1 protein-coding gene is annotated in these 14,504 nt (G+C 73.4%); it reads left to right on the top strand.

Annotated features, from left to right (window positions below; all coding sequences use genetic code 11):
* Nucleotides 1-14 precede the first annotated feature (14 nt).
* On the top strand, nt 15-14,504 hold the full coding sequence (locus tag WMF34_RS21370; RefSeq protein ID WP_437994380.1) for an SDR family NAD(P)-dependent oxidoreductase: 14,490 nt from the start codon (nt 15-17) through the stop codon (nt 14,502-14,504).

Genomic DNA, 14,504 nt, shown 5'->3' with positions numbered 1-14,504 from the left:
GGAGATCCGAGTCGATGAATCCCTTTCGGTGCCACCTCACCGTTCATCACGACAACCTGATGCTCCGGGATCACCGCGTCCACGGGACGCGGCTCCTGCCCGGCGCCGCATGGATAGAGGTCCTGTCAAAGGTCCTGCGGGAGCGCGGATTCCCCATTTACCGGATGGCTTTCCGGGATCTGCTCTTCCGTACCCCGGTCGCGCCAGGCGCGGACGCGCCGAAGCGGGTCCTCGTCACCGTGGACCGAGCGGATGGCGGCTGGCTCGTCGTCGTGCAGAGCCGGGACGCCGGCGCAGAGGACACGTCCGGAGCGTGGACGGACAACCTGTCATGCCACCTCGTGGAGGACACATCCCCCTTCGGAAAGACAATTGACATCGCGGCGCTGCAGCGAGGGGCGAGGCGCCGGGTCGATCTCGAGGAGATCTACAGCGCCACGCGGCGCATGGAGATCGTCCACGACGACTTCATGAAGGTCCGCGGCCACGTCGACGAGGGAGAGGATTACCTCCTGGCCTTCTTCGAGCTCGGCTCCCTCGGCAAGGAATACCTCGACGAGTACCACCTCCACCCGGCGTTCCTCGACTCCGCACTGGTGTTCCCGCCGTATTTCATCGTGCCGCCGGGCCAGACGACCGAGGTCCCGTTCATTCCCTTCCATGTCGACGTCTTCCGCGCGGTGGATCGGCTGGGGGGCTCGTGCTTCGTCCACATGAAGAAGCAGGAGCTCAGGAGCTCCTCGCAGCACGTGAGTTACGGAGACATCGAGCTCTACGACCCGAGCGGCAGGCAGGTCGCCGCGTACGGCCGGTTCTCTGCCAAGCGTGTCCGGTTCAAGCAGCTCATCCAGCAGCTCGCGCCGTCCGCCGAGGCGGAGCCCGCGAAGGACGGGCCGGGCGCCTCGCCGCCATCCGCCGCAGCGGCCGGCGCGGCGGCGGGCTTCGACGCGGCGCCGCTCGCGGGAGGAGGCGAGGCCTCCGCGGGAGGCAAGCCCGCCGCGCCGGTGGGCCACGAGGCCACGCGCTCGCCCGCGGCGCAGACGCCTGCGCAGGGCGGCTCGGACGCGGCGCCGGGCGTGCGCGGGGCCATCGTCGCGGAGCTGCGCGCCATGCTGGGCGGGCTCCATGGCGAGGACGCGGAGCAGGTCCCGCTCGACGTCGGCTTCTACGAGCAGGGGCTCGACTCCGCGGACCTGCTGCGCCTGGTGCGGATGCTGGAGAAGCGCCTGCAGACGCAGCTCTATCCCACGCTCCTGTTCGAGCACACGACCGTCGCCGATCTCGCCGCGTACCTGGCGAGCCACCACGCCGGCCGGTTCGCCCGGCCAGCGATGCCGCCGGATCGCGTCCCGCCGCCGCCGGATCGCGCTCCGCCGCCGCCCCGGCCGGCCGAGGTCGTTTTCGCCCGGCCGGCGTGGGGACCAGCTCCCGCCGCCGCCGTTCTCCGGGCCGGCGCCTTCTGGATCTTCGACACCGGCACCGAGACGCGGGACGCCCTGATCGCGCGGCGGGAACGCGACGGGCACCCCGCCGGGCCCGTGGTCCTCGTCCGGCCCGGCGCGCGGTTCCGTGAGATCTCGCCCGACACGTTCGAGGTGGATCCGCGGTCCCCCGACGATTTCCACGCCCTCGTGCACGGCCTCGAGGCGCGCTCGGGGCTGCCGTCGCGGATCCTGTTCCTCTGGGGGCAGGATCCGTTCGCCGGCGACGACGAGGCGATCGCGCGCGGCCTGGAGCGCGGCATCCACGCCGCCCTCTGGCTGGCCCAGGCGCTCTGCGCGTGCTCGCCAGCGGAGCCGGTCGAGGCGGTCCTGGCCTACGTCGAGCGCGACGACGGAGACCACGCCCACCTCGCCGCGCTGGGCGGCTTCGCCCGGACGCTCTCCCGCGAGAACCCTCGGTTGAGGTTCAGGACCCTGGCCATCGACCCTGCGTGCGGCGGCGGGGCAGCGCGCCTGCTGGACGCGATCCTGCCGTCGTTCGGGCGCGGCGACGACGCCCTCGAGCTGCGCTACGAAGGCGGCCGCCACTGGGCGCGGCGGTGGCGGACGTGGACCCCGCCTGCCGCGGCGGGCGGGCCCGCCAGGCCAGGCGGCGTGTACCTGATCACGGGCGGGACGGGGAAGCTCGGCCTGCTCTTCGCCCGGCTCCTGGCCGGTGAGCCGGGCGTGAAGCTCGCGCTCGTCGGCCGCTCGCCGCTCGGCGAGGCCCAGGCAGCCGCGCTGCGCGCGCTGGCAGCGCAGGGCGCGGAGGCCGTCTACCTGCAGGCCGACCTCTCCCGACGCCGCGAGGTGGTCGATCTGGTCGCCGCGATCAAGGCCCGGTTCGGGCGCCTCGATGGGGTCATCCACGCCGCGGGGCTGATCCGGGACGCGCTGATCCCGTCGAAGACGAAGGAGGCGGTGCAGGCGGTCCTTGGCCCCAAGGTGCTCGGCACGCTCGCGCTGGACTGGGCCACCCGGGACGAGCCGCTCGATTTCTTCGTCTCGTTCTCGTCGACCTCGGCGGTGTGGGGCAACGCCGGCCAGAGCGATTACGCGTACGCCAACGCCTTCCTCGACCACCACGCCGCCCACCGCGAGCTGCTGCGGCAGAGAGGCCAGCGCTCGGGCAGGAGCCTCTCGATCAACTGGCCGCTCTGGCGCGACGGCGGCATGCAGGTGGACGCGGACGCGGAGGCCGCGCTCGCCGAGCAGACGGGCATCGTTCCCCTGGACACCCCCTCCGGCCTGCGCGCCTTCCAGGTCGCGCTGGGCGCCGGCCTCACCCGGCTCGTCGTCGTGGCAGGAGAGGCCGAGCGCCTCCAGCGGATCCTGTCGCTGGACCCCGCCGAGGACGAGCCGCCCGCGGCGGCGGCGAGCGCCGCCTCTGGCCGGGCACCGGGCGCTCAGCCGGCCGGCGCGCCGGGCCTTCCGCCGGCCGCGCCCGGCGTCGAGGTGCCGCCCGGGTCCACCGGCGACATCGCCATCGTCGGGCTCGCGGGCTTCTACCCCCAGAGCGACGATCTGCACGCGTTCTGGCGCCACCTCGCGGAGGCGCACGATCTCGTGATCGAGATACCCGGCGAGCGCTGGGACTACCGATCTCACTTCGACCCCGAGGAGCGGCGGCAGGGGACGTCTCCCTGCAAGTGGGGCTCGTTCCTCGAGCGCTTCGACCAGTTCGATCCGCTCTTCTTCAACATCTCCCCGCGAGAGGCCGAGATCCTCGATCCTCAGGAGCGGCTGTTCCTGCAGGCGGCCTACCACGCGATCGAGGACGCCGGGTACGGCGGAGATCGCCTCGCCGCCGAGAGGGTCGCTGTCTTCGCCGGCGTGATGTGGGGGCAATACCAGCTCTTCTCCGCCGGCGTGGGGCCCGGGCAGCCCGGTCCCACCCTGGGCTCGCTCTACGCGTCTGTGGCCAACCGGGTCTCGTACTTCTTCAACTTCGCCGGGCCCAGCGTGTCGCTGGACACGATGTGCTCCTCATCGCTCACGGCGATCCACCTGGCCTGCCAGGCGATCCGTGCCGGCGACTGCACCGCGGCGATCGCCGGCGGGGTCAACCTGTCGCTGCACCCGAACAAATACACCTTCCTCAGCCAGGGGAACCTGCTCTCGGACGAGGGGCGCTGCCGCACCTTCGGAGAAGGAGGGACTGGCTACGTGCCCGGCGAGGGCGTCGGCGCCGTCGTGCTCAAGCCGCTCGCCAGGGCCGTGGCCGACGAGGACTGGATCTACGCGGTCATCAAGGGGACGGCCGTCAACCACGGCGGCCGCGCGAGCGGCTTCACGGTCCCGAGCCCGAAGGCGCAGGGCGATTGCATCGAGGAGGCGCTCCGCAAGGCTGGCGTCGCCGCCCGGACCATCAGCTACATCGAGGCCCACGGCACCGGGACGGCCCTCGGGGACCCCATCGAGATCGCCGGCCTGTCCAGGGCCTACCGGAAGGGAACCGCAGATCGCCAGTACTGCGCGATCGGCTCCGCCAAGTCCAACCTGGGTCACCTCGAGGCCGCGGCGGCCATCGCGGGGGTGACCAAGGTGCTGCTGCAGATGCATTACCGGCAGCTCGCGCCGTCGCTCCACGCCGACCCCCCGAACCCGAACATCGATTTCGAGAGCTCCCCCTTCCGCGTCCAGGCGCAGCTCGCGCCCTGGCAACGGCCGATGCTCGAGGAGGGCGGCGCGAGGCGGACCGTGCCGCGGCGCGCGGGCGTCAGCTCCTTCGGTGCCGGCGGCTCGAACGCACACGTCATCCTCGAGGAGCACGACAACCGGGTCACCCCCGACGACGGCCGCCCGCGCGTCTTCGCGCTCTCGGCCAGAGACGAGGAGCGCCTCGACGACTACGTGCGCCGATTCATCGACTTCCTTGAGCGGCGCGGGAGCGGCGCCCTGCCGGACGGCGCCGTAAACGGCGCGGCAAACGGTGCCGCAAATGGTGACGGCGTCCTCGCCGCGGTGCAGGCGGCCCTGCGGGACGTGGTGGCCGAGCTCCTGTCGGTGCGGGCCGAGGAGATCGAGCCCGACGTGGCCTTGAGCTCCTATGGATTCGAGCCCGTCCACGCCGTCCGCCTCGCCGAGCGCCTGCGCGAGCGGCACCGGATCGAGATCCAGCCCGACCTCGTGGTCGGGCTCACGGACGTCAAGGCGCTGTCCAGCCACCTCGCGGCCACCCATCCAGAGAGGTTCTCCGCGTCGCGAGGCGCGCTGCCGCAAGGCGGCGCGGGCGAGGCGGAGGGGCCGCCGCAGCTCAGCCTCGCGGACCTCACCTACACGCTGCAGGTGGGCCGTGCGGCGATGCCGGCCCGCCTCGCCCTTGTGGTGCGGTCGCTCGACGAGCTCCTGGAGGCGCTGAAGGACACCCGCGAGGGCAAGGCGCGCGAAGGGCTCCACCGGGGCGCCGCGAAGAGGCCACACGCCCTCGCCGCGCCCCTGATCGAAGGGCGCTCCGGCCGGACGTTCCTCCAGTGCATCGTCGAGGATCGCGAGTACGACAAGCTGGCCTGGCTCTGGACCGCCGGCATCGACGTCGACTGGCGCCTGCTCTACGAGCGCGAGCCCGTCCGGCCGAGGCGCGTCCCGCTGCCCGTCTATCCCTTTGCCCCCAGGCGGTACTGGGCGCCGAGCCGAGAGGTCGCGGCCGTGCAGCAGGCTCGACCCGCACCGCAGATGCCGGCGCCGCAGCTCGCCGCGGTGGAGGGCGCCGCGCCGGCGTTCGCCGCGGAGGGGGCCGCCGCGCCGAACACCCTCTTCCAGGCGCGCTGGGAGCCCGTCCGGACCGCGGTGTCCGGCGCGCCGCGCCCGGGCGCCGAGCGCGTGCTGATCGTCGTGTCGGAAGGGGGCGAGCGGCTGGCCGAGGCGATCCGGCGCGCCCATCCGCGCGACGAGATCCGCGCGCTGTGGTTGACCGGCGACGGCGACGGGCGAGGTGTGCCCGCCGCGGGGCGCTCGGTCTCCGTCGGCGACGCCGGCGCCCTCGAGCGCGCCCTCCAGGACCTGCTGCCGGCGGAGCGCGCCTACTTCCTGGCCGGCAGGCCGGGGCGGGCGGGCGACGACCTCGACGAAGAGGCGCTCGATCGCAGCGTCGCGCGGGGGCTCTTGGCGTTCTTCCGCACGATCAAGGCGCTGGGCGAGCAGAGCGGCCCGGCGCCGCGGCTCGCGCTGGTGACGGAGCGGGCGCACGCCGTGCTGCCCGGCGAGCTCGCTCATCCGCCGAGCGCCGCGCTCCACGGCCTGGCCGGCGTGGTGGCCAAGGAGCTCCCCCGGCTGCTCGTCCAGGGCGTGGACGTGGACGGCGAGACGCCCGAGGCCGACGCCCTCGCGGTCCAGCAGGCCCTGGGTGGCGCGGCGACCGACGCGCACGATTGCGCCTTCCGCGGCGGGCGGTGCTACCGCCGCGTGCTCCGCCCGATCGCCTTGCCCCCCGCGGCGAGCTCGCCGTTCCGGCGCAGCGGCGTCTACTGCATCGTCGGCGGCGCGGGCAGGATCGGCATGGATCTCAGCCTGTTCCTCGCTGCCTCGGCCGGCGCGCGCCTCGTCTGGATCGGCCGACGCCCGCTCGACGCCGCCCTGCGCGGCCGGATGGATCGCGTGTCGGCCGCCGGCGGAGAGGTCCTCTACCTCCAGGCGGACGCCCGCTCCGAGCGGCAGCTCGCGGCGGCGCTGGGCGAGGTCCGCGCCCGCTGGGGCCGGATCGACGGGGTGTTCCACGCCGCCTTCCTGTTCGCGAGCGAGCCGCTCGCGGCCATGTCGCCGGAGCGGTTCCTCGAGCTGCTCGGGGCCAAGCTCTGGGGGAGCCGCGCGCTCGCGGCGGCGCTCGCCGAGCACGCGCCGGGCTTCCTGGTCTTCTTCTCCTCGATCCAGTCCTCCTCCCGGGACAAGGGACAGGCCGCCTACGCGGCCGGTAGCGTGTTCCAGGACGCGCTCGGGGCGAGCCTGGCCCGGTCCGCCGGGTACCCCGTCAAGGTGATCAACTGGGGCTACTGGGACGACGGCGACGCGCTCGGCCGCCAGCGCCTCGCCGCCCTGGGGTACGGCGCCATCGCGCCTGGCCAGGGCCTGGCCGCGCTGGAGCGGCTCCTCGCGGAGCGCGCCGCCCAGCTCGCTGTCGTGCCGGCGGACGAGCACGTCCTCCGCGCGCTCGGCGTCGCCGGCGATCGCTCCCTCGAGCTGCTGCCAGAGAGCTCGCCCCCGCTGCTCGCGCGCCTCGCCCCGGCGCTGGAGGACGAGGGCCGGCGCGCCGAGCTCCCGGATCTCGGCCCGGCGTTCTCCGCGCTCGACGCCTTCGGCAAGCGCGCGCTGGCCGCCGTGCTCCGGGACATGGGCCTCTCCCGGGAGCCCGGCGTGCGCGCGAGCACCGTCGAGGCGCGGGACCGGCTCGGCATCGCGCCGCCGCACCACCGGCTGTTCTCGGCCCTGCTCGCCCTCCTCGACGAGGCCGAACAGGCGCGGAGCGACGCCGGGCCGGCGGCTCCGCTGGCTCGCACCGCCGGCAGCCTGGCTGCGCTGGAGGGCGAGCGAGATCGCCTGATGGAGGCCCACCCCGAGGCGCGCGCCCACGTCCAGCTCCTGTGGGAATGCCTGCGCCATTACCCCGCGATTCTGACCGGCAGCGTCGCGGCGACCGACGTGCTCTTCCCCGACGGGTCGATGGCGCTGGTCGAGGGCATCTACCGGGGCAACGGCGCGGCCGACCTCTTCAACCGGATGGTGGCGAAGAGCGCGGCGGCGTTCGTGAGGGAGCGCCTTCGCGAGGCGCCGGGGGAGCGCGTGAGCCTCCTCGAGATCGGGGCCGGCACCGGGGGCACGAGCGCCGGCGTCCTGGCCGAGCTGCAGCCTTTCGGCTCGCGCGTGGGCTACGTGTACACCGACGTCTCCAAGGCGTTCTGCCTCCACGGGAAGCGGGCGTATGGAGAGCGTTATCCTTTCGTGGAGTTCCGCGTCCTCGACATCGAGAAGGACGTGGAGGAGCAGGGTTTTCCTGCGGGGCAGTTCGATCTGGTCCTCGCCGCCAACGTGCTCCACGCGACCCGCGACATCGCCGCGACGCTGGGGCGCGCAAAGACCCTGCTCAAGGCGCGCGGGTGGCTCGTCGCCAACGAGGGCACCGGGGTCCAGGGCTTCCTCACCATGACCTTCGGCCTGCTCGAGGGGTGGTGGGCGTTCGAGGACGAAGCCGAGCGCCTTCCGCACGCGCCGCTGCTCGATGGGAGCGCCTGGAAGCGGCTGCTCGAGCAGGCGGGCTTCTCGCCGGTGCTGCCCCTCGGCTACGTGGGGCCCGGGGGCGACGTGGTCCCGCAGCAGGTGATCGTGGCCGAGAGCGACGGGATCGTCGCGAGGGTGCGCCCCGCGAGCGCCGGGGAGGCCGCGAGCGCGCATCGGGAGAGCGTGGCCGCGGCCGATCCGGGCGATGTGCCAGCGCGGAAGGACGCGCCGGTGCCCCGGCGCCCGGTCGATGGCCACGAGGTGGAGGCGCGTGTCATGGCGTGCGTCGCCGCCACGCTGGACCTGCCGGTCGCGTCGATCGATCCCTCGGCTCCCTTTGCCGAGTACGGCGTGGATTCGATCCTCGGCGTCGATCTCGTCCGGCTCCTCAACGACGCGTTCGGCATCAAGCTCCGCACCACCGTGATCTTCGACTGGACGAGCGTGCGCGCGCTGGCTCGGTTCCTCGTCGAGACCCACGGCGACGCCCTGCGTGAAGCCGCGCCGCCGCGTGAGGCCGCGCCGCCGCGTGAGGCCGCGCCGCCGCGTGAAGCCGCGCCGCCGCGTGAGGCCGCGCCGCCGCCCGCGCTCTCCAGCGCGGGCCCACCGCGAGACCAGGCCCCGGCGGCCGCGAGATCGCGCCATATCGCCGTGATCGGCCTGTCGGGTCGATTCCCCGGCTCGCCCGATCTGGACGCGTTCTGGGACAACCTGGCGGCGGGTCGGGATTGCATCACCGAGGTGCCGAAGGATCGGTGGGATCCCGATCGCATCGGCGGATCGGCCGCGCAGTTCCGCTGGGGCGGCTTCCTCGACGACATCGACAAGTTCGATCCCCTCTTCTTCAAGATCTCGGGCCGCGAAGCGGAGCTGTCCGACCCGCAGCAGCGGCTGTTCCTGGAGGAGGCATGGAAGGCCCTGGAGGGCGCCGGCTACACGCCCGAGGCGCTCGATCGCGCGCGCTGCGGCGTCTATGCGGGCGCGCTCGACGGCAACTACCAGGCCTTCATGTCCCCGAAGGATCTCGACGAGCCGCAGACCCTCTGGGCCAACGACACCTCGGTCATCGCTGCCCGGATCGCCTATTTCCTCAACCTCAAGGGGCCGGCCATCACCCTCAACGGCGCCTGCTCCTCGTCGCTCATCGCCATCCACATGGCCTGCCAGGCCCTCTGGAGCGGCGAGGTCGACCTCATGCTCGCAGGCGGCGTCTGCCTGATGACCTCCCATCACTTCCATGAGGTCGCGGGCAAGGCAGGCATGCTCTCGCCGAGCGGCCGGTGCAGGACCTTCGATGACGGCGCCGACGGCTTCGTCCCCGGCGAGGGCGTCGGCGTTGTGCTCCTCAAGCGGCTCGACGACGCGCTCCGCGACGGGGATCCCATCCGCGCGGTGATCGCCGGCTCCGGGGTCAACCAGGACGGTCGCACCAACGGCATCACCGCGCCGAGCGCGCTCTCGCAGGCCGAGCTGGAGGCCCGGATCTACCGCGACTTCGACGTGCATCCGGAGTCCATCACCCTCGTCGAGGCCCACGGCACCGGCACCAGGCTCGGCGACCCCATCGAGGTGAACGCGCTGACCGACGCGTTCCGGACGCTCACGTCAAAGACGGGCTACTGCGCGATCGGCTCGGTGAAGACCAACATCGGCCACACGGCGCTCGCGTCGGGCGTGGCGGGCTTCATCAAGGCCGTGCTCGCGATGGAGCGCGGGCAGATCCCCCCGAGCCTCCACTTCCGCGGGGCCAACGAGCACATCGACTTCGCGAACAGCCCCTTCTTCGTGAACACCGAGCTCAGGCCGTGGCGCCCCTCGGGGCCCCGCCGGGCGGCGATCAGCTCCTTCGGGATGAGCGGGACGAACGCGCACGTGGTGCTCGAGGAGCCGCCCGCCCGCCCGCGCGCGGCCCCGTCCACCGCCGCGCCCGCGTTCCTGATCGCCCTCTCCGGGCGCACCCGCGCCGCGCTCGAGCAGCGCGTCCGCGAGCTCCTGCGCTGGCTGGAGGGCGCCGGCGCCGCCGAGGTGCTCGGCGACATCGCCTATACCCTGCTCGTCGGGCGAGCCCACTTCGACGTCCGCGCCGCGTTCGCGGCCGCGAGCCGCGAAGAGCTGACCGAGCGCCTGCGCGCGGTGATCCGGGGCGAGACCGACGGCGGCGTCGTGTTCGGAGAGCTCGGCGCGAAGCCGGCCAGACCGGAGCCCGCCTTGCGGGAGCTCGCCAGCGTCCTCCTGGGCGAGCTGCGCCGCGCTCCCTCGGGCGACGCCGGTGGCGCGGGCGGCGCGTACCGGAGCAAGCTCCTCGCGCTGGCCGATCTCTACACCCGCGGTCACGACCCCGACTGGCGAGCGCTGTTCCCGGAGGACACATGGCGCCGGCTCGTCATGCCCGTGTATCCCTTTGCCCGGGCGCGCTACTGGCTGTCTCCCGAGCCGGTCGAACGCGAGGCGCCGGCGCGCCTGCACCCCCTCGTCGACGGCGTCGACCTCGCGGAGAGCCTCGGCGCAGGGCTGACCTTCCGGAAGACGTTCTACCCGGGAGATCGTGTGGTCAGGGATCACCGCGTCCACGACGCCGCGGTCCTTCCGGGCGTCGGGTTCCTGGAGATGGCGAGCGCGGCGGCCAGCCGGCTGCTCCCCGGCGGGCGCGCCAGCCTGCGCCGGGTGTTCTGGCTCAACCGGCTCGAGGTCACCGGGCCCGTCGACGTCCGGATCCGCGTCTACCCCGAGCGCGAGCACCACCGGTTCCAGATCGCGTCGGGCGGCGACGAGCCGACCGTCTTCGCCGAAGGCGAGCTGCACCCGGCCGCGCCTGCGCCGGAGGCCTCGGGCGAGCGCCTCGCCCTCCAGGACATCCAGGCGCGCTGCGCGGAGCTCGCCGACGGAGAGCAGTTCTACCGCGGGCTCGAAGGGTCGATCCTGCGTTACGGACCGTATTTCCGCGTGATCAAGCGCGTCTGGGCCAGCCGGGAGGAAGCCCTGGCGCTGCTGGAGCTCGACGGCGCGTTCCGCGGCGAGCTGGACCGCTACGGCCTCCATCCCGCGCTGATGGATGGCGCCCTGCAGACCGCGATGGCCCTGTCGGCGTCTCACGGCGGGGAGGGCCAGGCGATCGCGCTGCCGTACACGGTCGAGCGGGTGGATGTGCTCCGTCCCCTGGGCGCGCGGCTCTATGCCCACGTCAGGCAGGCGGAGAAGGACCGTTACAAGGTGTCCTTGCTCGACGCCTCCGGGGCCGTCTGCGTTGAGCTCCAGGGCCTCGTCGTGCGCGCTCCCAGGGACCCGCTGGGGCGGCTCTTCTTCCGGCCACGCTGGGTCTCGGAGCCGGCCGAGGAGGCGCGCGACGCCGCCGGTCCGGGCGCCGTCCTTGTGTTCGCGCCGCCCTCGTGGGGCGACGCGGCGCAGCCGATCGCCGCTGTCCATCCCGATCGCCGCGTCGTCCTGGTCACGCTGAGCCGGGAGACGAGGCTGTCCGGCGTCGATCGCCTCGAGGTGGACCGGCGCGACCCTGAGGCGTTCGCGGCGTGCCTGCGGGCGAACGCGCCGATCGCGGGCATCTACTTCCTGGGTGGGCTGCAGGCCGGGCCCGCGGCGCTCGACGATCTCGAGGCCCTGGAGCGGAGCCAGGAGAGCGGCGTCTTCGCCGCCTTCCACCTGCTCAAGGCGATCCTCGCCCTGCGGCCAGCGCCGGAGGGGATGTTCTTCAAGGTCGTTGTCGATCGCGTCCACCCGGTCAGGGCAGGAGAGCGCGTCGCGCCGCACGGCGGCGATCTCGTGGGCTTCTGCCGCTCGGCGGCCAAGGAGCTGTCCGGCGTGCGCATCGGCGTCGTCGACGTCGTCGACGTGGACGCCGCCGAGCTGCGGCGCGACGGCGAGGCGCTCCGGGCCGGCGCGCTGTGGTGGGCGATCGCGCGTGGCCCCGGCGCTCCGGGCGGCGTGGTCGCCTACCGCGACGGCGTGCGCAGCGTGCCCATCCTGGAGCCGGTGGCGCTGCCGCCGGCGCCGCGCGCGCCGTTCAAGCGGTCGGGCGTCTACCTCATCGCGGGCGGCACCGGCGGCATCGGGATCGAGCTGGCCCGTTACCTGGCCGAGCATTTCGCCGCGCGCCTCGTGCTGCTCGGCCGCAAGCCGCCGAGCGCCGTCGCGGCGCAGCAGATCGAGGAGATAAGGGCCCTCGGCGGCGAGGTGCTCCAGCTCCAGGCCGACATCGCCGACGAGCAGTCCATGCGCGCGGCCGTCGCCCGCGCCCGGGAGCGGTTCGGCCGCATCGACGGCGCGATCCACGCGGCCATGGTGCTCGCGGACCGCACGCTGATGACCATGGACGCGGAGACCCTCCGCTCGGTCCTCCGGCCCAAGGTGCGCGGCAGCGTCGTTCTCTGTCGCGCGCTGCGGGACGAGCCGCTCGATCTCCTGATGTTCTTCTCTGCCGGGCAGTCGTTCCTGTGCAACGCCGGCCAGAGCAACTACGCAGCGGGCTGCGTCTTCAAGGACGCGTTCGCCCTGGCCCTCCACCAGCAAACCGGCGTTCCGGTCAGGATCATCAACTGGGGATTCTGGGGGAGCGTGGGCGCGGTGGCCAACGAGGAGGTCCGGCAGCGGCTCTCGGCCCTCGGCGTCCACCCCATCCACACCCACGAGGGTTTGGAGGCGGTGGTCAGGGTGGCCGCGAGCCCGCTGGAGCAGGTGCTGGCCTTCAAGGCCGAGCCCGGGTTCCTGCAGGCGATGGGGGTGAGGTGGGAGCGGCGATACCAGGCCTTTGCCCCGGCCGCGCCCTCGCTGATCGAGGCCGCGCTCGATCGCCTGGAGCCCCCGTCCATCGACGCGCGCGCCCTCGAGCTCTCCGGCGAGGCAAGCCGCGCGCTGCAGGCGTTCGGGGCTCGGGCGCTGCTGCGGGCCCTTCAGGGGATGGGCGCGCTCCGCCGCGCGGGCGATCGGCGCCAGGTCTCCGCGCTGCGGGAAGGGCTCCAGATCGCGCCGCACTACCATCGCCTGTTCGACGCCCTGCTGGGCATCGTCGAGCGGGCCGGCTGGGCGCGGGTGGACGGCGAGACGGTGACCGCGGCGGCCGACCTCCCCGATGCCCTCCACGCATGGGACCAGGAGCAGGCGACTCGACGGCTTCTTCAAGAGCACCCGGGGCTCGAGGACATGCTGCGCTTCCTGTCCGCCTGCCTCTCGGCCTACGGAGAGGTGCTGACCGGGCGGCGAGGGCACATGGATGTCCTATTCCCGGGCGGGACCACGTCGCTCGTGGAGAACATCTACAAGGGCAGCCCGGTCGTCGATCACTACAACCGATGGGTCGCCCTCGTTGTCGCCCGCTATTGCCGGCTCCGCCTCGCGGAGGATCCCACGGCGGTCGTCCGCGTGCTCGAGGTCGGCGCCGGGACCGGCGGGACCACCGCCTTCGTGCTCGAGGCGCTGGCGTCGTTCGGCGACCGGGTGCAGCTCGTCTTCACCGACATCTCCGCGGCCTTCGTCCGCCAGGGCGAGCGGACCTTCGGCGACCGCCATCCGGCGGCGGAGTTCAAGGTGCTCGACCTCGAGAAGGATCCAGAGGCCCAGGGCTTCCGGAGCAACGATGTCGATGTCGTCTTCGGGACCAACGTGTTCCACGCCACGCGGCAGATCGAGAGAACGGCCGGGTGGAGCAAGCGCCTGTTGCGGCCCGGAGGCCTCTTGATCCTGAACGAGGTCACCCGGGTCCAGGAGTATCCGACGTTGACCTTCGGCCTCACCCCGGGCTGGTGGCATTTCGAGGACGAGCCCCTGCGCATGAAGGGGTCGCCGCTGCTCAGCATCGCCGGCTGGCGGGAGGTCCTCGGGCGCCTCGGCTTCCGCGGTTTCCGCGCGCTCGGTTTGCCGGGCGTCGCGCTGGAGGCGCAGGACCAGGCCGTCCTCGTCGTCGAGAGCGACGGCGTCGTCGAGCTCGACGCGGGCTCGCCGGCTCCGACGGCCCGAGCGGCCCACGCCGCGGTCCCCCCGGAGAGGCCGGAGAGGGCGCGCGAGGTGCGCGAGATCAACGGAGCGGCGCGTGATCACGAGGTGCGCGCGAGCGAGCCAGTGAACGGGCATGCGCGCGAGCAGGGCAACGGCCATGGGGCGGAAGGGCGGCCGGCGCGGCAGCGAGCAGCGGTCGCGGCTCAGCCGCCTGCCAAGGCCCGGCAGGATCGCGCCGCGCTCCTGGAGAGCACCCGCACGTACGTGAAAGGCATCTTCTCCGATGTCCTGAAGATCGATCCGGAATCCATCCAGGATCATCGGAACTTCGATGCGTACGGCGTCGACTCGCTGGTGGTGCTGAACGTGACCAAGCGGTTCGAGCAGCGGGTCGGCGCGCTGCCCTCCACGCTCCTCTTCGAGAAGCTGACGGTGGAGGATCTGGCGGTGTTCTTCGTCGACCACCATGAAGCGGCCCTGCGCGCGTCGGAGCCGCCCGGGGTCGGCGGGGGCGGCGCGGAGCCCGTGCGGCCGCGCGCCAACCCGGAGCGCCCGGAGCGCGCCGACCCCCCGGAGCGCGCCGGCGTAGCCCCCGGGCGGCGCGCCCCGAGCCCCCCGGCTGCGGCCGTCGAGCGGTTCGACGGCGCTGTGCCCGAGGACCTCGCGGGCGAGGTCGCGCGGATGTCCGACGCGGAGGTCGAGCGCCTGCTGGGGTGGCTGCAGGGCGGGGGCGCAGGCGGCGCGGGTGGCGCGGGTGGCGCGGGTGCGACGAACGGCTCCTCGGCCGTCCGGGCGAGCCTCGATGACGGCCAGGAACGCGAGGCGGAGCGCCGCCGGCTGGACCGGGGCCCCTCAGGCGAATGGCGATGA

The organism is Sorangium sp. So ce145 (assembly GCF_051525985.1).
Lineage (GTDB): Bacteria > Myxococcota_A > Polyangia > Polyangiales > Polyangiaceae > Sorangium > Sorangium cellulosum_B.
This window is presented reverse-complemented; position numbering and strand designations above follow the sequence as displayed.